This is a genomic window from Gordonibacter sp., from assembly GCF_036667095.1.
GTDB lineage: Bacteria > Actinomycetota > Coriobacteriia > Coriobacteriales > Eggerthellaceae > Gordonibacter.
The window spans coordinates 1-21,764 of sequence record NZ_JAVWUP010000035.1; the positions used below are offsets into that span (position 1 = coordinate 1).

The 21,764-nt window shown below is 61.7% G+C and carries 19 protein-coding genes; 10 read left to right on the top strand and 9 right to left on the bottom strand.

What is annotated here, in order from left to right; all coding sequences use genetic code 11:
- Positions 1-902 (top strand): MerR family transcriptional regulator (locus RR842_RS05435; protein WP_332565430.1); only part of this gene is annotated, 902 nt, incomplete at its 5' end.
- A gap of 69 nt (positions 903-971) precedes the next feature.
- On the opposite strand, the gene RR842_RS05440 is transcribed toward RR842_RS05435, so the two are convergent.
- Positions 972-1,706, bottom strand: coding sequence for a ComF family protein (locus tag RR842_RS05440; RefSeq protein ID WP_332512608.1), 735 nt, complete (start codon positions 1,704-1,706; stop codon positions 972-974).
- 619 nt (positions 1,707-2,325) lie between these two features.
- Between RR842_RS05440 and RR842_RS05445 the strand changes: the two genes are divergently transcribed.
- On the top strand, positions 2,326-3,306 hold the full coding sequence (locus RR842_RS05445; protein WP_332512607.1) for a transporter substrate-binding domain-containing protein: 981 nt from the start codon (positions 2,326-2,328) through the stop codon (positions 3,304-3,306).
- A 118-nt stretch (positions 3,307-3,424) separates the two neighbouring features.
- Here the strand turns inward: RR842_RS05445 and RR842_RS05450 are convergent, their stop codons facing one another.
- The 8 genes from RR842_RS05450 to RR842_RS05485 all read right to left on the bottom strand — a co-directional run bounded on the left by RR842_RS05450 (position 3,425) and on the right by RR842_RS05485 (position 14,621).
- A complete protein-coding gene (locus tag RR842_RS05450; protein WP_332517578.1) occupies positions 3,425-4,354 on the bottom strand; it encodes a SufD family Fe-S cluster assembly protein in 930 nt (309 codons plus the stop codon).
- Between the two features lie 87 nt (positions 4,355-4,441).
- Positions 4,442-5,218 carry an ATP-binding cassette domain-containing protein gene (locus tag RR842_RS05455; RefSeq protein ID WP_332512604.1) on the bottom strand — a complete coding sequence of 259 codons (777 nt, stop codon included), beginning with the start codon at positions 5,216-5,218 and terminating at the stop codon, positions 4,442-4,444.
- Positions 5,219-5,467: 249 nt separating this feature from the next.
- Positions 5,468-8,470 carry an insulinase family protein gene (locus RR842_RS05460; protein ID WP_332729186.1) on the bottom strand — a complete coding sequence of 1,001 codons (3,003 nt, stop codon included), beginning with the start codon at positions 8,468-8,470 and terminating at the stop codon, positions 5,468-5,470.
- Between the two features lie 188 nt (positions 8,471-8,658).
- Positions 8,659-9,696, bottom strand: coding sequence for an oligopeptide/dipeptide ABC transporter ATP-binding protein (locus RR842_RS05465; RefSeq protein ID WP_332512601.1), 1,038 nt, complete (start codon positions 9,694-9,696; stop codon positions 8,659-8,661).
- Positions 9,693-10,811: an ABC transporter ATP-binding protein gene (locus RR842_RS05470; protein ID WP_332553731.1), complete on the bottom strand. Its 1,119-nt coding sequence runs from the start codon at positions 10,809-10,811 to the stop codon at positions 9,693-9,695. The genes RR842_RS05465 and RR842_RS05470 overlap by 4 nt, the downstream gene beginning before the upstream one ends.
- A gap of 4 nt (positions 10,812-10,815) precedes the next feature.
- Positions 10,816-11,739, bottom strand: coding sequence for a nickel transporter permease (nikC, locus tag RR842_RS05475; RefSeq protein WP_332553732.1), 924 nt, complete (start codon positions 11,737-11,739; stop codon positions 10,816-10,818).
- A gap of 5 nt (positions 11,740-11,744) precedes the next feature.
- Complete coding sequence (locus tag RR842_RS05480; protein ID WP_332553733.1) at positions 11,745-12,764, bottom strand: ABC transporter permease; 1,020 nt, start codon at positions 12,762-12,764, stop codon at positions 11,745-11,747.
- Positions 12,765-12,986: 222 nt separating this feature from the next.
- On the bottom strand, positions 12,987-14,621 hold the full coding sequence (locus tag RR842_RS05485; RefSeq protein ID WP_332512594.1) for an ABC transporter substrate-binding protein: 1,635 nt from the start codon (positions 14,619-14,621) through the stop codon (positions 12,987-12,989).
- A 423-nt stretch (positions 14,622-15,044) separates the two neighbouring features.
- On the opposite strand from RR842_RS05485, the gene RR842_RS05490 reads away from it, so the two are divergent.
- The 8 genes from RR842_RS05490 (at position 15,045) to RR842_RS05525 (ending at position 21,403) form a co-directional block, all read left to right on the top strand.
- Positions 15,045-15,842: an ATP-binding cassette domain-containing protein gene (locus tag RR842_RS05490; RefSeq protein WP_332553735.1), complete on the top strand. Its 798-nt coding sequence runs from the start codon at positions 15,045-15,047 to the stop codon at positions 15,840-15,842.
- Complete coding sequence (gene fetB, locus RR842_RS05495; protein ID WP_332512592.1) at positions 15,839-16,633, top strand: iron export ABC transporter permease subunit FetB; 795 nt, start codon at positions 15,839-15,841, stop codon at positions 16,631-16,633. The genes RR842_RS05490 and fetB overlap by 4 nt, the downstream gene beginning before the upstream one ends.
- 40 nt (positions 16,634-16,673) lie before the next feature.
- Positions 16,674-17,012 carry an SURF2 Surfeit locus protein 2 gene (locus RR842_RS05500; RefSeq protein ID WP_332512590.1) on the top strand — a complete coding sequence of 113 codons (339 nt, stop codon included), beginning with the start codon at positions 16,674-16,676 and terminating at the stop codon, positions 17,010-17,012.
- A gap of 34 nt (positions 17,013-17,046) precedes the next feature.
- On the top strand, positions 17,047-18,264 hold the full coding sequence (locus RR842_RS05505) for a histone-lysine N-methyltransferase (protein ID WP_332729187.1): 1,218 nt from the start codon (positions 17,047-17,049) through the stop codon (positions 18,262-18,264).
- Between the two features lie 52 nt (positions 18,265-18,316).
- On the top strand, positions 18,317-18,949 hold the full coding sequence (locus RR842_RS05510) for a DAK2 domain-containing protein (RefSeq protein ID WP_332553737.1): 633 nt from the start codon (positions 18,317-18,319) through the stop codon (positions 18,947-18,949).
- A 158-nt stretch (positions 18,950-19,107) separates the two neighbouring features.
- Complete coding sequence (locus RR842_RS05515; RefSeq protein ID WP_332512585.1) at positions 19,108-20,106, top strand: dihydroxyacetone kinase subunit DhaK; 999 nt, start codon at positions 19,108-19,110, stop codon at positions 20,104-20,106.
- 117 nt (positions 20,107-20,223) lie between these two features.
- Positions 20,224-21,066: a class II fructose-bisphosphate aldolase gene (locus RR842_RS05520; protein ID WP_332512583.1), complete on the top strand. Its 843-nt coding sequence runs from the start codon at positions 20,224-20,226 to the stop codon at positions 21,064-21,066.
- A gap of 13 nt (positions 21,067-21,079) precedes the next feature.
- Positions 21,080-21,403, top strand: a complete 324-nt coding sequence (locus RR842_RS05525; protein ID WP_332512581.1) for a hypothetical protein — start codon at positions 21,080-21,082, stop codon at positions 21,401-21,403.
- Positions 21,404-21,764: the final 361 nt, after the last annotated feature.

A 21,764-nucleotide genomic window follows, 5' to 3' on the forward strand; every position in this document is an offset into this window, starting at 1 on the left:
AATCGAAGCATCGCTTGGTCGTTCTAAGCGAGATCGAGCGATGCTTCGATTGTTTGGATGACGATGTGACAAAAGGAGAAAAAGGGTGGGGGGTTATGAGCGAAGATAATCTGGCCAATTTCAGTTCCGGTGAACTATCCAAGCATCTGGGGATGTCGTCGCAGGGGCTTTTTTGGTATGAAAAGGAGCGCTTAATAAGGCCTTCGAAGGAAAATGGGCGTCGAGTGTATTCCACAGACGATCTCTATCTTTTATCTCGCATTAGGTTTTATCGCCAGGCGGGATTCTCGCTTGAGCAAGCCGACGAAATGTTGAATCTTGATATCGACGACGTGGCAGCACGTCTTTACAACCAGGTCAAAACGATGCGGGAGACGTTGCGCAAAGAAGAGGCCCGCGTCGCCATTGTTGAGCAACGTGCCAACCTCATACAATCATTCAAGCAGCAAGAGGGGGTTTTTGCCTCGGTTGGTGTCGAACCGTTTTATTTCAAAGAGAGTTTTGTGCGATACGGGGAAAGCGAAACGATCGAAAAGTTTCCCATGAGAAAACACTGGGTGCAGGACATCCCTTTTGCTCAGTACGTATCGATTCTTGAGGATTCCCTGCATTCCCCCAATGTCGCGGGCGTAGTCGGCCTTGCTCTTCCTGAGTGCTACCTCGATTTCGCTTCGGCCGAAACGCGAGAGGAAATCGAGAGCGGCGTTGTTCGGCGCTATGCTCCCGAAAGCGCCCTTTATGGTCTTGTCGCGTCAGAGGCCGCATCCGATCAGGCTCTTGCTCTCAAAGTGGCGCAGTGCATTTCGGAACCCCTTGAAGGAAAAACCATAATGAAGCGTCCTATTCTGTCACGGCGGCAGAAAGATGGAGCGCTTGCTTATTGGGAGGTTTGGTTCTTTTAGGCGAGAGCCGAGAGACGCTCGGTAGAGAGCCCCTTTGATTACGGTGAAGCCAGAACGCTCCTTAGATATCTACCACACACGTGCGAACGTGAGGCACCAGACGCGCTCGGCACCGGCGCGACGGAGGGCGTCGGTAGCCTCGAAGAGGGTGGCGCCGGTGGTATACACGTCGTCTATCAGCAGTATGTGTGCAGGGACGGTGGCCCCGGGCAGCACCTCGAAACGGCCTTTGGTGTTCGACCAGCGCGCTTGGCGCGACAGCGTGCGCTGGTCGCGCGTGCGCGGCCGAACGAAGACGTTTGCGAGCGGCAGCTCGAGCTGGCTAGCCACCGTGCGTGCAAGCAGTTCGCCGTGGTCGAAACCGCGTCTCCTGCGTGCGGACGACGAAGCGGGCACGAAGGCGAGTGCGTTTGGATTCCAGGCAGGTGGGACGGCGCGCATCATAAGAAGGGCCATGGAATTTGCCAACCGTCGTTCTCCTTGGTCTTTGTAGGTGCGCACGATGCGGGCTGCTTGCTCGTCGAACACGACGGCGCTGGCGTTGCCGTCGTAGGGGAGGGTGGTGCGTCCGCTGCGGGCGAGCGAGACGGGGTTGCACTCGCTGCACTGCACGCTCCCGAACGGAGCGCCGCAGTGTGGGCAGGCGCGCCACCAGTCCACATAGGAAAGGCGGCGCAGACAGGGGACGCACAGTACGTCTCCTGGGGCATCACACACGGCGCAGCGCGTGGGCCAGAGCGTCTCGGCGAGGGATTCTGCCGCACCGGCGGCATAGGAGCGGATGATGTCGGTTGCAGTTGGCATACTGTCGATCTTAGCGCCGCAACCTTGCCGATCGACCGTAGGTAAGCCGTCAGCGGTTTTGCCGGATTAAGGCAGGCATTCGGCAAAACCGCCGGGTTGGATCAAGCGCCCATCAAGCAGTTTTCCATCAAAAGCCCGCGCTCTAATCGGCAGGTGAAGTCTCTCAACGAGGATGCCTTTTTGTTCTTAGTGCAGAATGTTGCGGGTTCCAGCAATTAGGCCGGTGCTGACGTTCGACGGCGCTCGCTCCTTTCCCGAAGATTCGGCATTTCTGCAATCATGCCGATTTGCGGGGGTTGCTTTCGGGGGTTTTCGCTATCTGGTACACTGAAGCGTACTTCTTCCGAGTCTGTAGTTGCGGGGGCAAAACCTGCTCCCTAGTCCATGGCAGATGCGGTCGAAAGGATCCACGTAAGCCGTACGGCCCGAGGCCGTGCGACGATCATGGCGTATCCTAGAAGTAAGTCGCACCGCCCGTCTACTGAATGCGGCATTCCGCCGCACGGGCGAGAGGTTACCAGGCGCAAGCTTGGTCCCGGTGCGCGAGTGTGGGGGCAAAGACTAGGTCAGTCGGAAGAAGTACTACGGAGAAATACGGCAAGATGGAGGCGTATCGGATATGAAGCGTTTTAAGGCGCTTGCATGCTGCTGCATGGCGGCTGCTTGTCTGGCAATGGTGCTGTCAGGATGCTCGTCGCAGCAAAGCTACACCCCTCCCGAGAAGTCCCCGACGGTGGCTACGCCGACTATCGGCAAAGACGGCACTTTGCGCGTGGGCGTGAACTCGGCATCCGCGCCGCTTGCCGGCATGCCTTCCTCGTCGTCAAAAATCGTCGGCATCGACGTGGATATCGCTGCGGCGTTGGCTGATAGCCTGGGGTTGAAACTGGAGATCGTCGATGTGGGTACCGACCCCGAAAGCGCTCTTAAGGAGCAGAAGGTCGATATCGTGATGGGTGCGAAGCAGTCCGACGACGAGGTGAAGTTCTGGAAATCGGCGCCCTATATCTCCACGGGAGTAGCCCTGTTCTCGACTTCGTCGAACACGACGGTTCCGACGAAGTCGTCGGTCCCTAAGATTGCGGCCCAGGTGTCTTCTACGAGCAGCTGGCAGGTTACGAACGAATACGGAGACGACTCCCTTGTGCCCGAGAACGATCTGAAGACCGCTTTCGTCGACCTTGCCGCGGGCACGGTGCAGTATGTGGCTGCCGATGCGATTATCGGCACGTATGCCGCCCATGGCGGTGGCTTCGACGCGAAGATCGTGGCGCTTATGCAGCAGCCCGGTGGGTACTGCATTGGCGTTTCCGATGCGAATGCGGAGCTCAAGCAGATCATATCCGATGCGGTTGCCTCGCTTTCGGGCGGCGGCATCGTCTCTGTTATCGAGGCGAAATGGCTGGGTGCACCGATCGAGGTGTCGGCAGTGCCGTTGACGGACGGTGCCAAGTCTACCAAGACCAATGCCAAGACCGACACTGCGCAAGGTGGCACGGCGGATGCTGCCAAGACAGACGACGGGAATGCGGACAACGCAACCGCCGCTACCGATGGGGCTGGCGAGAATGCGGTAGAACCGGGGAGTCGGGCCGCCTAGCTTTCCGCTCTGGCGCGCATTGCGATTGCGCACCGCTGCGATCTGCAACAAGAAATGCCCCGCCTCGAGCGAATCGAGGCGGGGCATTTGTTTGCGGTACGCCCGGCATGGGCGGCTGCTAGTTCAGGAAGTCCTCGAGGATCTCCTGCTCAGCCTCTTCTTCTGTCAATCCCAGCGTCATCAGCTTAATGATCTGGTCGCCGGCGATCTTGCCGATGGCGGCTTCGTGCACCAAGAGTGCATCTTCGTGGGCGGCCTCGATGCCGGGGATAGCCGTGACCTTGGCATGCCCCATGAGGATGGCGTCGCACTGCACGTGTCCGCGACAGGCCGCTTCGCCTATGACCAGCGGGTTGAACACCTGTTTGGAGTTGTCCTGCGCCACCGAGCGCGAGATGACCTGCACGCTTGAGTTGTCGCCCTTCAGCTCTACCCTCATGTTCGAGGTGGCCACCTGATCGTCGTGGGTGAGCAGCTTCTCGGTGAGCACGAGCTTCGCGCCCGCGCCCAGCTCGGCGTTCGTGTCGCGTACGGTGGACGACACGCCGCGCAGCTGCGTCAGCTCCATTTCACAGAACGCGTTTTCCGCCATGATGACGTTCGTCACAGGGTTCAAGATGCGCTCGCCGGTGCCAGAACCTTCGCCGTAGTGCTTCTCTACGTACTTTACGCGGCTGTTCTTGCCGCAGTGGAACGTGTGGATGCCGTCGTGCTCGGAAGCTTGGTGGCTCTCGTTGTGGATACCGCAGCCGGCAATGATGGTCACATCGCAATCGTCTTCGATGTAGAACGTGTTGTACACGACATCCTTTAGGCCGGCCTGTGTGACGATGACGGGAATATACACCGTCTCGCCCTTCGTGCCGGCTTTGATGGTGATGTCGATGCCGGGGTTGTCGGTCTTGGTGGCAATCTCGATATTCGCCGATGAGTGGCGCTCGACCAGCTGCCCATCCTTGCGGATATTGAAAGCGCCTTTCGGCATGCCATGGATGTTGGCGATCTCGGCGAGCAGTCCTTCATCGATAGGAGAAAGATCAACGGCCATTTACGGCCTCCTTTGCAAAGTCAAGAGCCTGCTGTTCGCGCGCACCTCCCGCAAGGGAAGGGCGGGCGAACAGCAGGCGCGCGGGGGTTAGCAGGTGGTGGCGATCTCGGTCAGGTGCAGCTCTGGCGGTTGGGTGAACGAGCAGCCGGGGATACCCTTTGCCACGAAGCCCAGTTTCGGCATGAGATCCTCAGGCGTGCCGGTTTCGGCTACTTTTCCGTTGCGCAAAAGCACGATCTCGTCGGCCAGCTGGATGATGCGTTCCTGATGCGAGATGATAACGATGGAGCGGCCGTCGCGCGCCTCGTGGATGCTGCGGAACGTCTCGGTCAGGCGGTCGAAACTCCACAGGTCGATGCCTGCCTCGGGTTCGTCGTAGATGGCCAGCATCGGGTCGCGCGCCAAGATCGTGGCGATCTCGATGCGCTTCACCTCTCCGCCGGACAGGTTCTTGTCCACCTCGCGCGTCAGGTAGTTGGCGGAGCACAGGCCCACACGGGCCAGGTACTCGTTGCACGACAGCATGGGCAGCTTGCGCCCGGCTGCTATGTCGAGCAACTTCTTCACTTTCATACCCTTGAAGCGGGCGGGCTGCTGGAAGCCGTAGCCGATGCCCTTTTTCGCGCGCTCGGAGATGGAAAGCGCCGTGATGTCCTCGCCGTTGAAGAATATCTGGCCCGAGGTGGGGTTCTCCACGCCCATGATCAGCTTCGCCAGCGTCGATTTGCCGCCACCGTTCGGCCCGGTGATCACGGTGAGGCGATCGTCGGGGATGGTGAGCGACAGCTCGTCGATGATACGTTTCGTTTCCTTCGAGCCGTCCGAAAGCGGTACTTCGAAGGTGAGGTTCTTCAGTTCCAGCATGGCGTAATGCTCGCTCTCTTACTCGTCAAATTGATACTACAGTACTACCATTAACGAACCGCAGTGTCAAGGCGCGCAACCCGGTGTGCATCGTACACGTAAAACGGCCGTCCGGAGAACGGCCGTTTTACGTTGGCAGCGGTGCGGTGCGGCAGGCAGGGTGTAGCGCCCTTCGTTCTCAACGACTATTCTAGCCTTAAATCGAAGCTACAGCAGCATGAATGCCCTATTTTATGCTGCACCTGCGCGCTACTCGCCCAGCAGGTCGATCACGTCGAAGCGGGTACGCGAAGCCTCGATGATATCCTTGCTCCCGAACGTGCAGTAGGCTCCCTCGGCCATCGCGCTTGCAAGGGGGGCAGCCAGTGCGCGTACGGCCGCCGCGTCGGCTCCGACTATCTCGCTGCGGGTCTGCTGGCGCGTCTCGGGCGTGCGCCCGGCGAAGAAGTCTCCGTCTTGGCGGCGGGCCTGCATGCGCGGCTTCGTCGGTGCGTCCAGGCTGGCGACGGTGCTTACCACGTAGCCTTCCATGGCATCGCGCTCGGGGTTGAATGCTGCAAGCCATGCAGACGCGTCGGCGAAGCGCTCGAGGGTTTCGTCTAGATGCGGGTCGCGGTAGGAGTAGAAGCGAAGGTTCCCGGTGCGCATCGCGCCGAATCCGGCACCGTACGCGCCGCCCTTCACGCGCACCTCGTTCCAGAGGAAGTCGTAGGAGAGGGCGCGTGCGGCTACCTGCCACACGCCGGTATAGGATGCGTCGAGCGCACGTCGATCGTAGCCCTGGGCGGCGTAGCATACGTCCGTCGACACGATGAACGCTTCGTTGCGCACGACAGGCGCGGGGACGTTCAAACGACGCTCACGCGAGGCATACCGCCCCGTTATCGCCCCGGCACTCCAGAAGCGGTCGTAATCCTCGCGCGTGCCAGTGAAGCTGATGGTGCAGCCGTTGTCTACGAACAGGCGCGACGCCAGGTCGGTCAGGCGCGCCGTCAGGTCGTCTGCCCGCTCGTCCCAGTGAGCCAGTAGGTCTTTCAGGAAGCGGTAGAAGTCCACGCCGCCCAGTTGCTCGCGTGCCACGCCGGCGGGCAGGTAGTAGGATGCTGCGCGCGCCATGGCAGCGCTGTGCCCGGCTGCTGCAAACCCCTGCTCCATACCGATGCGCCGCTGTTGCAGCACGTCTTTGATCTTGCCCGCATCCGAGAAGTCGGTAGTCAGCATGATCTCCAGCGGCAACGCGCAGGCGGCTTCCACGTTCTCGGTCAGCGCACTGGCGCTGACGACGAACTTGGGCGCAAGCTCGCCTGGGCCGTTCTCCTCCTCGTGGATTTCGGGGAAGAACGAGAGGTTTCCCAGCTGTCCGTTCACCAGGGTGTCGATCTCGGCAGCAGTGTGGGATGCGGTTCCCAGCTTGCCCAGCACCATGCCCAGCACGCTCACGTAAGGCAGTTCTTCGAACGAGATGCCCTCCAGGTTGAAGTAGCGGTACGTGTAGGCGATGCCATGCGTGGTGATGTCGTGGCGTAGGCAGGGCACGGGTGTTTCGGTGTCCAGGTCGTAGGCGGGCTCGGCAGGCGCATCTCCGATATCGGCTACCGACAGGCGTGGTAGCGTGGCCAGCGCCTCGGGTGTGTCGGGTTCGGTTTGCAGGCGGCGCAGGGCGGCTTCCTCGTCGGCGATGCGTGCAAAGTCATCCGGCGCCATGGTAGCTTCGGCCGCAGCAAGCCGTTCGGCCTCGTAAGCCTCTTCGTCGCCATCGGTGGGGCGTATCTCCACGAGCGCCTTGTGGCTGCTTTCGAGGAACACGTCCACCAACAGCCGCTCGAAGTAGCCCTGTCCCAGTTCCTTGCGCAGCAGGGCGAAGTCGTCCTCGTAGTGCAGGTACGAGGTGGCCAAGGCATCGTCGTAAAGCCAGCCCGCCAATGCCGTCATGGACAGCGCCACGCCGTCGGCCATGCCGAAGTCGCCCTCGCGCATGACGAATTCGGCGCGCGAGAGGGATGCCTCTACCAGGGTGCGGTCGATGCCGCAGGCGACCACCTCTCGTATTGCCGCCTCGAAGGTGCTGCGGAAGCGCTCGGCTACGTCCGGCTTCGCGCCGCGCAGCTGTACGACGACGAACGGCTGTAGCAGCGAATCGGCCAAGAAGGCCTGCACATCGTCGGCCAGATCGGCGTCGAGCAGCGCTCGCTTTACGGGAGCCTCGTTGCTGCCCATGAGGGCGTCCAGCACGATCTCTGTCGCCACGATGCGCGTGCGTTGGGCGGCGTCGCCGATGACGTAGCCCAATCCGACGCAGGCGTTCTCGGGTGCGGTGGCCATGGTCCTCACGGCATCGCGGGCGACAATCGGGGCTTGTGCGCGCAGCTCATGCGGCACGAGCGGTTCCTGGCTGCTTGCGGCCCGTTCTTGGTCGCGCGTGGCCTCCTCGGCGGCGACGGGGGAAAGGTAGCGTTCGTCCAGGAAGGCCAGCATGCGCTCTAGGTCCAGGTCGCCGTAAAGCGTGAGGTAGCTGTTGTCCAGACGGTAGTGGCGCGCGTGCTCCTCGAGGAACTGCTCGTAGGTAAGGTCGGGGATGGCACGCGGCATGCCGCCCGACTCAAAGCGATACGCCGTGTCGGGGAACAGCGCCGCTTGCAGCTCGTCGTAGAGCACCGAGTTCGGGTCGGACAGTGCCCCTTTCATCTCGTTGTACACCACGCCGTTGAGCGTGAGGCGCGCCGAGCCGTCCGCCGCCTCGGTGGCTACCACCGCGTCGCCCGCAACCGAATCGCCCTCGGCCGCCTCCACGTCGTCGGCCAGCTCGTAGTGCCACCCTTCCTGCTCGAAGATGGCGCGCTTGCCGTAGATGGCCGGGTGCAGCACGGCATCGAGGTACACGTCCGTCAGGTTCAGCAGATCTTGCTCGTTGGTGCTGGCTACCGGGTACATGGTCTTGTCGGGAAACGTCATGGCGTTCAAAAACGTCTGCATGGAGCTTTTCAGCAAGTCGACAAAGGGTTCTTTGACGGGGAACTTGTCCGAACCGCACAGCACCGAGTGCTCAAGGATATGGAACACGCCCGTGTCGTCGGCGGGGGGCGTTTTGAATGCAATGGAGAATGCCTTGTTCGCATCGTCGTTTTGCAAGTACAGCAGCTTGGCGCCACTCTTTTCATGGTGCAAGGTGTAAGCGGTGCCGTCGATTTCGGAAAGCGGTTCGCGCGTGTGCACGGTGAAACCGTGCAGGTGATCGTTCAGGGAAAGGTCCATGGCGGCATCCTCGTCTCGTAGGTAGGCATTTGCCCGATGGTTTCCTTCATTGTCGCACAAGGCGACAGGGAGGAAGGGCTGTTGCTCGATCCGTCCACTGCTTTCGCAGATAATCGTTGCTTAGCCGTGTGGCCCTTGTAGAGCAGAAAAGGAGGCCCCGTAAGGCCTCCTCGACAAAAATACGCAGTTTAGATGATCGCCGTTCCCGGGCCGCCTTCGTCGTAGCGATGGCAGGCGCACCAGTGGTTCGGCTTCACCTCGATCAGCGGGGGCATGGTCTCGTCGCAGCCGTCGACCTTCGCGAAGCACCGGCTGGCAAAACGGCAGCCGGGTGGCGGGTCGATGGGCGAGGGCACGTCGCCTTCCAAGATAATGCGCTCCTTCTTGGTGGCGGGGTCGACCGAGGGGATCGCCGAGAGCAATGCCTGCGTGTAGGGGCAGAGCGGATCGGCGTACAGCGATTTCTTCGGCGCGATCTCCATGAGCTTGCCCAAATACATGACACCTACGCGGTCGGACACGTGCTTTACGACGTTCAGGCCGTGGGCGATGAACAGGTAGGTCAGGCCGAACTGCTCTTTCAGCTCGTCGAGCAGGTTCAGGACCTGCGCCTGGATGGATACGTCCAGGGCGCTGACCGGCTCGTCGCACACGATGAGCTTGGGGTTCACCGCAAGGGCGCGGGCGATGCCGATGCGCTGGCGCTGTCCGCCCGAGAACTCGTGGGGGTAGCGGTTGCGCATGTAATTGGCCAGGCCGACGCGTTCCAGAAGCTCGTTCACGCGATCCTCGACCTGATCCTTAGGCAGAATGTTGTTCGTGATGATAGGCTCGGCGATGATGTCGCCGATGCGCATGCGCGGGTTCAGTGAAGCGTAGGGGTCTTGGAAGATCAGCTGGATGTCCTTGCAGTAGGTCTTCCGTTCCGCCGGCTTCATGGCCGTAAGATCCATGCCATCGAAGATGATCTTGCCCGAAGTGGGGCGCAGTAGGTTCACCAGCATCTTGCCGACCGTAGTTTTGCCGCAGCCCGATTCGCCGACCAGGCCGAATGCCTCGCCTTTGCGGATGTGGAAGCTTACGTCGTCGACGGCTTGCACATGCGAGGTGGCATGCCCGAAGAAGTTCGTCTCGGCGGTGAAGCGCTTTGTGAGATGCTGCACGTCGAGCAGGATATCCTGCTCGGGCGCGGACGTGCCGTCCGCGCCCTGAACGGTGTCGCTCATCGGTTCGCCTCCTCGATCTTGTCAATTTCGGCTTCGCGGACGTTCTCGGCTGCAAGCAGGGCTTCCGACACATGCATGGCGAGTGATGCCTCGGCATCGGCACGTGCCTCTGCCTCCGCCTCGGCGACTGCGTTGCCGCTGACAGCCTGCCCCTCGGCGTTCTCGTACAAGAAGCAGCGCACCTTGTGGTCGCCTATCTGCACCAGGTCGGGCACCTTGGTGCGGCAGATGTCCATGCAGGAATCGCAGCGGTCGGAGAAGTGACAGCCCGGGGGCATCTCGAGCGGGTTTGGCACGGCACCCTTGATCATGTACAGGCGCTCGGAGTCGTCGTCCTCTAGGCGGGGGATGGACTTCAGGAGGCCTAGGGTGTAGGGGTGCATGGGGTGGTCGAACAAGGAGCGCACATCGGCTTCTTCCACCACTTGGCCGCAGTACATGACGACGACGCGGTCGGCTGTCTCGGATACCACGCCCAAATCGTGCGTGATCAGCAGCACGGCCATGCCGGTTTCCTGGCGCAGGCGGCGCAACAGGTCCAGGATCTGAGCCTGGATGGTCACGTCGAGGGCCGTGGTGGGCTCGTCGGCGATGAGCAGCTTGGGATTGCAGGCCAGCGCCATGGCGATCATGACGCGTTGGCGCATGCCGCCCGACATCTGGTGCGGATAGTCGCGCACACGCTTTTCGGGGCTGGGGATACCCACTTTGCGCAGCATATCCACGGCGCGCGCCAGGGCATCTTTCTTGGAGATATTTTCGTGTGTGCGGATGGCCTCCGTGATTTGGTTGCCCACGCGGTATACGGGGTTCAGCGACGTCATGGGTTCCTGGAATATCATGGCCATGTCATTGCCGCGCAGGGCACGGTAGTCCTTTTCGGGCAGGGTCGCCAGATCCTTGCCCTCAAACACCATCTCGCCACCTGCTACATAACCAGGCTCGCCTAAAAGGCCCATAACCGACAGGCTGGTTACCGACTTGCCGGAACCCGACTCGCCGACGATGGCCAGGATCTCGCCCTCGTCGACCTCGAAACTCACGTCCTCGACGGCATGGACGACACCTTTTTTCATGGGGAAGTCCGTTGAGAGGTTTTTCACCGACAGCAACATGGGATCACCTCTTCCTTGCTTTGGGGTCCAGACCGTCGCGCACGCCGTCACCTAGCAGGTTGAAGGCAAGCACGGTCAGCGTGATAGCCAGGCCGGGGAAGATCATGAGCCAGGGTGCGCGGAACAGCTCGTTGCGGCCGCGGCCCAGCATGTCGCCCCACTCGGCATCAGGCGGTTGCACGCCCAGACCCAGGAAGCCCAGTGCCGCAGCGTCCAGGATGGCGGTGGAGATGCCCAGCGTCGCACGCACGATGATGGACGGCATGACGTTCGGCAGCACGTGCCGGAAGATTATCTTGAAGTTCGAGTCGCCCACGACGCGCGCGGCGGCCACGTAGTCGTTCTCCTTGATGGACAGGATCTCCGAGCGTACGATACGCGCATACTCGGGGATGGCTACCAGGCCGATGGCCACGATGGCCTTCTCGATGCCGGGGCCGAGCGCGGCCATGATGGCGATGGCCAAAAGGATAGAGGGGATGGCCAGCATCATGTCCATGATACGCATGATGACCGTGTCCAGTTTGCCGCCCTTGTAGCCGGCGATGGCGCCCAGGATAACGCCGGCGGAGAGCGATATGGCTACGGCGAGCAAGCCCACCGTCAGCGTGATCTGCGTTCCCACCAGCACGCGGCAGAAGATATCGCGACCCTGGATGTCGGTGCCGAACCAATGCGCGGCCGAAGGGCCTACCAGCGACTGCGACAGGTCTTGTGCGTACGGGTCGTAGGGCAAGACGCCCGGAGCCAGCTTCGTTACCACGGCGATCGTGGCAAGAATGAGAATGAAGATGCCGCTAATCAGCGATGCCTTGTTCGACACGATGCCCGCGAACACGTCTTTCCATATGCTTTCGTGTTTTTCTTTGACTGGCTGAGCAGCCAGTGTGGTGGCAGGCTCGGTTGCAAGCTGCTTGCTGTTGCTCATCGGTATCACCCCTCTTCCTTCGCACCGTACTTGATGCGCGGATCAAGGTAGGCGTATACGATATCGACGAGCAGGTTCATGACGACGAATATGACCGCCACTAAAAGCACAATGCCCTGCACGACCGGGAAGTCGCTCTTCAGTACGCAGTCGACGGCGAACTTGCCGATACCCGGCCATGCGAACACCGTCTCGGTCAAGAGCGCGCCGCCCAACAGGCTGCCGAACTGCAGGCCAATGACCGTGGATACGGGCAGCATGGCGTTTCGCAGCGCATGCTTGATGTTCACGGTGCCGTTCTTCAGGCCCTTCGCCCGTGCCGTGCGCACGTAGTCCTCGCTGAGCGTCTCGAGCATGCTCGAGCGGGTCATACGCGTGATGATGGCCATAGAATACAGCGAGAGGGCCAGCGTGGGCAGTATCAAGTGGATCAGCACGTCGCCCAATGCTGTCCAGTCGCCCCGGGCGATGGTGTCGATGATGAAGAACCCGGTGCCCCCGTTCGGTTGGAGCAAGGGCGACACGCGGCCGCTTGAGGGAAGCCAATGCAGGATGCCCGAGAACAGTAAGATCAGCAGGATGCCGGACCAGAAGATCGGCATGGACACACCCACCAAGGCTATGACCATGCTGACGTTGTCTGCGACCTTATTCTTCTTCACCGCCGCCAGCACGCCCAGCGATACACCCACGATCGTCGCCACGATGATGGCGCAGATGGCAAGCTCAGCTGTGGCCGGGAAGCGCGAGGCGATCTCGGCGGTCACCGGCTGGTGGGTGTAGTACGAGGTGCCCAGGTTGCCCTGCACCGCGCCTACGATGAAGTTGATGTACTGAAGCCAGATAGGATCGTCCAGCCCGTTGTCGGCGCGCCAAGCCGCCATCGCCTCGATAGTTGCGTGCTCGCCCAGAACCACCGGAGCCGGGTCCGGGGCCAACACGCGGGTGATGAGGAAGATGATGACCGTCACACCCAGCAAAACAGGAATCACCATAAGGATTCGTTTGAGGATGTATTTGAGCACAAAAGCTCCTTTCTTGCCATCCTGTTGCGAACAGGAACAAAGCCGGAGACCCGTGGTCCCCGGCTTTGAGCATGCTAAATCTTCATAGCATACATATCATCAGATCATTTATGACCGGATGACAGTGTAGCGCAAGTATGGCCCCTCGGCGGTGAGAAAACGACATGTGGACCTACTTGCGAAAAAGCCCGGCACTCCAGGTGGAGTGCCGGGCGGATGGCCTTATGCTTGCTTGGACACACCCTTGAAGAAGGCGACGCCCGTCGGGTGGTAGTAGAAGTCCTTGACCTTGGGGTTGATGCCCAGCAGGTTCTTGGAGTGGGAGATAAGCACCCACGGCTGCTTCTTGGCTACCATTTCCTCGCACTGCTTGTAGATGGCATCGCGCTCGGCGCCATCCGGCGTGGCAAGGCCTTCGGCGATGAGCTTCTTGTACTCTTCGTCCTGGAAGTGAGCCACGTTCATGGACCAGTTCGTGTCGGCCAGCAGGTTCATGAAGTTGTCCGGGTCGCCGTTGTCGCCGGTCCAGCCGTAGAAGCAGATGTCATAGGGATCGGTCTGCACCTTGGTCTTGTACGTGGTCCAGTCGTACTGGGTGATGGTCACGTCTACGCCGACGTTGGCCAGGTAACCCTGGATCATATTGGCCAGATCGGTGCCGCCCTTCTGGTTGTAAGGACGGGCGGTGGTGTAGGTGATGCACTTCAGCGACGTGATGCCCTTGGCGGCCAGTGCCTTCTTGGCGGCCTCGGGGTCGAAGGAGGTCTGCTTGATGTCCTTGTCGTAAGGTGCCATCCAGATAGGCATGACGGAGTTCGCCACGGTGGCGAAGTCGCCGTAGATGCTCTTGACCAGTTCCTCGACGTTGATCGCCTGGGCGACGGCCTTGCGAACCTCTTGGTCGGTGCAGGCACCCACCTCGGTGTTGAATGCCATGTAGTTGATGGTCATGCCGTCCTCGGAGAACAGCTCAAAACCGGCATCCGTGATCTGCGTGGCCGACGAGGGGTCGACGCTCGAGATGATGTCGCACTCGCCGTTCATGAGCGACGTGATGCGCGTATTGCCCTCGGTGATGATCTTGAACACGAGGTTCTTCGTCTTGGGAGCGTCGCCCCAGTAGTCCGGGTTGGCTTCCAGCGTGATGGAGGCGCCCTTCGTCCAGTTGACGAACTTGTAGGGGCCCGTGCCGATGGGCGGATCGATAGGCTGGCCGGCCGGAGCCGCCGCGGCAGCCTTGGGCGACACGATGGGGGAGGCAAGCGCCATAGCCAGGTTCTTCACGAGCGGGGCGGATGCCGCGCGCATGGTGATCTCCACCGTGGTGGGATCAAGGGCCTTGACGGTCTCTACGCCGCTGCCCGCATCCTTCTCGCCGAATACGAACGAAGCGTAGGGCATGTCGGAGTTGCGGTTGGGCTCGAGCTGGCGCTCGATGGAGGCAACCACGGCTTCGGCGTTGAAGTCGGTGCCGTCGTGGAACTTGATGCCCTTGTTCAGCTTGATGGTGTACTTGAGGCCGTCAGCCGAGATCTCGGGCAGGTCCACGGCCAGGCAGGGCGCAACCTTCGCGTCTTTTGCCCCATACTGGTACAGGCCCTCGTGGATGTTGGCAGAGACGATGGCGGACTCGCCGTCGTCGAAGTACGCCGGATCCAGTGCACGCGGGTCGGCTGTGAGGCTGTACGTGATGGTGTCGGCGGTGCCGCCTGCGGCAGGGCCGCCGTCGGTTTTAGCCGGTTCGCTGGTGCTGCCGTTGCCGCCGCAGCCTGCCAGGCTAACCAGGCCGAAACCTGCTGCCGACACGCCGAGCAACTCAACGAACTTGCGCCTGCTAAAGGTGAACTTCTCTTCCATGAACAGGATCTCCTTCCCTCAACCCCGGGTCGCCGGGGCCCTCCTTCGAGCTTGATGGCTCGTGCGTAGTCTACCATGGTGGACAAACTCACGCATTCCGTATACTTTAGTACAATAGAGCGTTGCGATGCCGGGGAAAAGGGGACGAAACGTACTTTTAATCTGCCGAATGCATCAAATCGTCCCTGAAAGGCACCGTTATCCGTTAATACCATAGGGCCGTCTATCGAGAGCTGTGCCAGACGACGTCGGCCGTGAACGGCAGGTATTCGTCGGTGCATCGACGATGGCGGTTCCATGAATGGGCACCTGCGGCGATGCCTGCAACGTCATAATTGTGCGCACTGGGATCGAGAAACGAAAGTCCGACAGGGGCTCGCGCGCGCTTTCCCGATGCGGGTGTCGGCGTGCTACTATGGCACCATGGCTTTATTCCGAGCAGAACATATCGCGGTATCTTACCTGCGCGACGGCGCGCAGGTGCCCGTGCTGGCAGACGAGGGTTTCTCGCTCGAGGCGGGGCACCTCTACGATCTGGTGGGGCCGTCCGGTGCGGGTAAGTCGACCATGCTCAGGGCATGCGCCCTCATGCTTGAGCGGCAGGCGGGCGAGTTGTACTTGGACGAGGTTCCCAGCTCGTCGTTCAAGCCTGTCGAGTGGCGCCGCCGTGTGTGCTTGGTGCCGCAAGAGCCCTCGCTGGTTCCCGGCAACGTGCGTGCCAACCTGGTGCTGCCCTGGACGCTGAAGGTGAACGCCGGCCGCAAGCAGCCTGCCGACGAAGTGCTGTCGCGCTTGCTCGCGTTGGCGGAGCTTCCCGACGTGGCCCTGACGCGCGATGTGTCCCAGCTTTCGGGCGGACAGGCGGCCCGGGTGGCGCTGCTGCGCGCATTCGCCACCGCGCCTGAGGTGCTGCTGCTCGACGAGGTGGACTCCGCCCTGGATGCCGAGTCGGCCTGCGCCGTGGGCCGTATGACCAAGGCGTTGGTGGGGCCGCGCATGACGTGCCTGCGCATTCGCCACCGTGCTCCGGACGGGTTTGCGGACGGTACTTATACGTTGCGGGCAGGCGAGCTGTCCTATACCGAAAATCCGCCTGGTTCTGAGGACCTCCCGTGCGCCCAGGGCTTCGACCCTGCCGCCTACGCCGCTTTGGACGCGTTGGGCGGGTATGCTGGCAGTGCGACAGGCGAGGGGGCTGCGGCAGAGAGGGTGCGCAGATGAGCGGCGGTGTGGTGGACATCGGCTACGTGGAACTGTTTGCGGCCAGTGCGCTGATGCTGGTGGCGGGCTTGGTTTCATGGAAGCTGGAGCTGGGGCAGACCAAGCGTATAGCCGTGTCGGCCGTGCGCGCCTTCGTTCAGCTGCTGGCGGCCGGCGTTGTGCTCATGTTCCTGTTCAAGTACCAGACGTGGTGGCTGGTGCTGCTGGCGTTGGGCATCATGGTGCTGGCGGCCACGCAGATTGCCACCGCGCGGGTCAAAAGCTCTATCAGGGGGCTTTGGCCGGCCGTGTTCGTGTCGCTGTTCGCCTCGTCGATGACGGTGGCGTTCGTCGTGGTGGAGGGCGTGATACATGCTGATCCCTGGTACAGCGCGCGCGAGCTCATACCCATTGCGGGTATGGTCATCGGCAACGCCATGTCGGCGACGGCGGTGGCGGTAGACCGCTTGTTTTCCGACCTGGATAGCCGGTCGGGAGAGATGTTTACCCTGGTGGCGCTCGGCGCGACGGCCAAAGAGGCGGCGTTTCCCTCGCTTAAGGCCGCTATCGGTGCGGGCATGACGCCTATCCTGGCATCTATGTCGGCAGCGGGTATCGTCACCATCCCCGGCATGATGTCGGGCCAGCTGTTGGCAGGGGCGGACCCGGTGTCGGCGGCGAAATACCAGATCGTAGTCATGCTCATGCTGTCGGCTGCCAACACGGTGGCCATCACGCTGGCGTGCTACCTTACCTATCGCAAGCGCTTCTCGCCGGATGGATATTATCTGGACAAGGGCATCCGCGGCTAGGCCGTCCTCTATAATCGTGTGCGACGTGAAAGGACGTATCGTGGCAGACGACAAGACGTTTTCCCATATTACGGTTTCGACCGACGACGAGGACGATTTCGTCATTCAAGCCGGTGCTCCTGCTGCGCCGCCGCGTACGGCGGCAGAAGAGCCGTGTCGGGAACAGACGCGTGCGCACGAGGATCTTGCAGAAAGCTCCGCGTCAGACGGCGATTCCCCGACGGCGAAGAAGCCGTCGCGTGCGGGTGATGGCGACTACCAGGAAACCACCCTCGAGGATTTGAAGGGCTCGTCCATGCCCGCTGCGCAAAAGGCGGTGTTGGTGGCTGCCCTGCTGTTGGTGGCCGTGTTCGTCGCCTATTATCTGTTCTTACGCTAAACGCGTTTTACTAACCTGTCAGGAAGGCCAAACGATGCCCAAACATGCTGCAAACACACCCTCCGACACTCCCTTAGATCCCGACCAGCGCACCGACGACGGTCGCGGTTGGACGGACGCCGACGACGGTCGTATCGGCCTGACCGAGGCGTTCTCTCCGATAAGAGACGACGGCTTCGCCCGTTCTGACGGCGGCGCATCGGACGGCTCCCGCGAAAATTCCATCGGCCTGACCGAGGCGTTCTCCCCGGTACCGTCGCGTGGTCCTGCGCATGCACCCGGTGCGGCGGAGGCTCCGGCCCATGCCGGCGGGCTTGGCTACGAAGGCGATAACGAGGGAGAGTATCCTGATGCCCTGGAAAGCCTGGAGCCGGTAGACCTGCCGCCCCTGCTGCTCGGCGACGACGAGCTTCCTTTGGAGCCCGAGCCGCCTGCCGGCCGTCACAGCAAGAAGGTCAAACCTCCTCTGCCACCGCATCAGCACAAGTCGCGCCGCATGCGCCGCATCCTTATCGTCGTTATCGTGCTGCTGGTGCTGCTTATCGGTGCCTTAGGCTTCCTCACCTACCTCCTGCTCAGCGACAGTCAGACGCTCGCGTCCCAGCAGACGCAGGCGCAGCAGAACGCCCAAGAGGTCGAGTCCATCAAGAAGGACGACACGAAGGACGCTTCTTCCGAGACGACGAAGAAGACCCAGGCTCCCAACTTGGCAACGCTTCTGGGCAAGACCCAAGACGAAGCGGTGGCCGCTCTCAAGCGCGGTGCAACGGTGACGCGGACGGAAGAGGTCAAGGAAGAGGGCAACCCCATCAAGAGTAAGGTGACGGTTGCGCTCACCGACGAGCCGGCCGACGCGCGTACGGGCACGCCGACTGTTTACCTGGGCCTGAACGAAGAGGGTAAGATCGTGCAAGCGGGCTATTCTGCCTCTACAGCAGCGCTTGGCTACGGATCGCTCAGCTTTGCCGATGCGGTGAAGAACGAGCATATCGTAGAAAAGACGCTGCAGGAAGCCGGGGTTAACGTAGTCGAGGGCGCGGCAGTGTTGCCGGCGGACAAGACCGTGTACTCCACCTACGACACCGATGGCACGACGTTGGTCAAGGAAAGCAGCTCGTTCTCCGGTTCGGTGGACGTCAACGGAGCGGCCCATGAGTGGTCGGCGGTACTCCGGTACGACTACACGACCGCGAACACGTCCGGAAACCTGGCCGACACCATCCGTATCATCTACATTTACCTCAACGCATAAAGAGCCGCCGGCATGGTGACCGGCGGTTTTACCGAGGGAAGGGGTTATCCGCATGATCGATCGGGAGACGTTAGGGCGCATGTTGGAAACCAGTGCGCGGCTTTTGCGGGAAAACGCCGATGTTCTCAGCGACATCGATGCGCGGTTCGGCGACGGGGATCATGGCATCACCATAACGAAGATCGCGAAGCTCGTGCAAGAACGGGCAGCGACCTGGGGCGACGTTTCGATCAAGGATTTTCTCGACGAGGTAGGGATGGGCGTCATGGCGGTGCGCGGCGGCTCGGCCGGTCCACTCTATGGCACGATGATCGGCGGCTTGGGCGTGCAGCTGGGCGAGGACGAAAACGAGCTTTCCGCTGATGCGGCCAAGCGCATGTTCGCCGGTTGCCTATCTGAGATGCGCGATATCACGACGGCCCAGGTGGGCGACAAGACCATGATGGATGCGCTTATCCCGGCCGTCGAGGCGGCTTTGGCATGCGATGCGGCAGCAGACGACGCCGCTGCCGTGTTCGCCGCAGCCGCCGCAGCCGCCGACGTGGGCGCTGCGGCCTCAGAGGGCTTTGCCTCGAAGTTCGGCCGTGCCCGCAGCTATGGCGACCAGACCATAGGCACTCCCGATGCGGGCGCCGTGTCCACGGCGTTGTTCTTGCGTGGGCTAGCGCAGGGTATCGCGTGCTGATTCGGCGATAGAATCCGCCCTTTACGTGGCGGGTTTTGTTCAGGCTGCCTGCAGTGTATCGCCGGCGGTTTTGGTGGGACCTCGAAGGTTGGACAGAAGGGCGAGGGTGCCTCGCCCGCTCCGGCGAAGCCGGAGAACCAGGTAAAGGAGCGCATGCCATGCAGATGAAGAAGTTCATCAACGATCCCGACAACATCACCGCCGAATTGCTCGAAGGCTTGGCGCTGGCCAACGCTGACATCATCGAGCTGGGCGATGACAATATGGTTGTCAACAAAGGCCTGGCAGCAGCCGACCGCGTGACCATCGTCACGCAAGGCGGCAGCGGGCACGAGCCGGCCATCGAGGGCTTTGTGGGCGAGGGCATGGTGGACATCGATGTGGTGGGCGACGTGTTTGCTGCTCCCGGCCCGCAGGCGTGCGTCGATGCCATCAAGCTGGCCGACAAGGGCAAAGGCGTGCTCTACATCGTGCTGAACCATGCAGGCGACATGCTCACGGGCAACCTGACCATGAAACAGGCCGCGAAGCAGGGCCTCAACGTGGTGAAGGTGGTCACGCAGGAGGACATCGCCAACGCGCCGCGCGAGAACTCCGACGACCGTCGCGGGCTGGTGGGCTGCATCCCCACCTACAAGATCGCCGGCGCTGCGGCCGCCGAGGGCAAGAGCCTCGAGGAAGTGGCCGCCGTCGCGCAGCGCTTCGCCGACAACATGGCCACGCTGGCCGTGGCCGTGCGCGGGGCCACGCACCCGCAGACCGGCACGCTTCTGGCGGAGTTGGGCGACGACGACATGGAAATAGGCATGGGCCAGCACGGCGAGGAGGGTGGCGGCCACCAGCCTATGAAGAGCGCCGACGAGACGGCCAAGATCATGGTGAACGCGTTGGTCGCCGATATCGGTATCGAGGCGGGCGGGCAGGTTATGCTCATCATCAACGGCTCGGGTGCTACGACGCTCATGGAACAGCTCATCGTGTACCGCGCCGCCGTGAAGGAGCTTGCAGCCAGGGATATTGCAGTAGTGGCGAACTTCGTGGGCGAGATGCTCACCGTGCAGGAGCAGGCCGGCTTCCAGATGTTCATGGCGCGCATGGACGACGAGCTGCTGCGTTTGTGGAACGCACCGTGCAACACACCGTATTTGAAGAAATAGCGGGTCCGCTGCGGTTACTGGGCGCGTTTCAGGGATAAGGCGTGTCTGGTTGCTGCCGTATGCGCCGCCGTTTTTGCGGTCGGAGCCTTGGCGGCGTTCGACGATGAAAGGGATGCCATGCTCGCATCTATGAGAACCGTGCTGGACTGGGCGGAGGAGCGCGGGTGCGCGGCTGCCGCGTTCGACACGCCCAACCTGGAGCTTTTGCTGGCGGCCATCGCTGCTGCCGAGGCGCGGGATGAGCCCGTGATCATCCAGCATGCGCAGCTGCACGAGAGCGAGACGTCCATCGACGTGATCGGGCCTATCATGGTCATGCGCGCCGAGGCGGCGAGCGTGCCCGTATGCGTCATGCTCGATCACGGCGAGGACTTGGACTACGTGCGCCGAGCGCTCGACCTGGGTTTCTCGGCCGTCATGATCGACGGCTCGCAGCTTCCCTACGAGGAGAACGCGGCTCTGACCATCTCGGCGGTGGAGTTGGCGCACGACTACGGTGCCGACATCGAGGCCGAACTCGGTTTCACCACTGGGCACGAGGGGCTCGAGCATGCCGACGATGATCGGGAAAACGTCTACACCGACCCGGACGACGCGGCGCGGTTCGTGGCCGACACGGGCATCGACGCTCTCGCCGCTAGCGTGGGTACGGTGCACGGGTTCTACGCGGCCGAGCCGAAGCTCGACTTCGCGCGCATCGCCGAGCTGCGGGGCCGCTGCGGCGTGCCGCTGGTCATGCACGGCGGAAGCGGTCTTTCGCGTGAGGACACGCGCGCGGCCATCGCGGCGGGCATCCGCAAGATCAACTATTTTAGCTACATGAGCAACGCCGGAGTGCGCGCGGTCGAGGCGCTCATCGCCGAGCAGCACCCGAAGTACTTCCATGCACTGGCAAACGCCGCGACCGAGGCCATGCAGGCCGACGCGGAAGCGGCAATGGACATGTTTTCGATGAGATAGGGAAGGATTCGCCATGACAGCAACCTATATGCATATCGGGATTCCCATCACGGAGAAGAAGCCGGGGATGACCTACAACGAGGCCATGAAATTCTGGGTGTCCGACGTGGACGACTACGACTACAAGGTGGAGTACCTCAAGTTCGAAGAGGGCACGCCGTTTCCCGAGGAGCTGCACCGCCGCTGGCATGTGGCGTACGCGGTGGACGACCTCGACCACTACGTCGACGATGCCGACCGCGTCATCTGCGGGCCCATGGATGCAGGCCCGGGCGTGCGGCTCGCGTTCGTGGAGAAGGACGGTGCCGTGATCGAACTGTACGAGGACAAGAACTAACCCCTCAATTGTACAAATGAGACTTCACCGATTCTTATCGGTCGTATCTTCCAGCAACACGGACTCAATTCCCAGCTGCCCCGATCGCGCGAGCGCGGTCGGGGTTTTTCGGTGTGCCACCCAGCGTCGCTGCGCGAGGGATTGAGGTACTCGCGCAGTTCCGTTCGGCTGTGAACCTCTAGGCTCGCCGCGCCGATTTCGGCTCCTTGGAGAAAGCTCCGTCGTGAGAGTTGCTTTGATTCCATGTGCTCATCCCCTTTTCTATCCTTGCTTATGCGATTTCTTCGCCGACGCCTGAAAGCGGGAAATCGCTTCGGGTGGCAACAGCATCAACGATCGCGCAGAAGGGGGGATCGCTCCC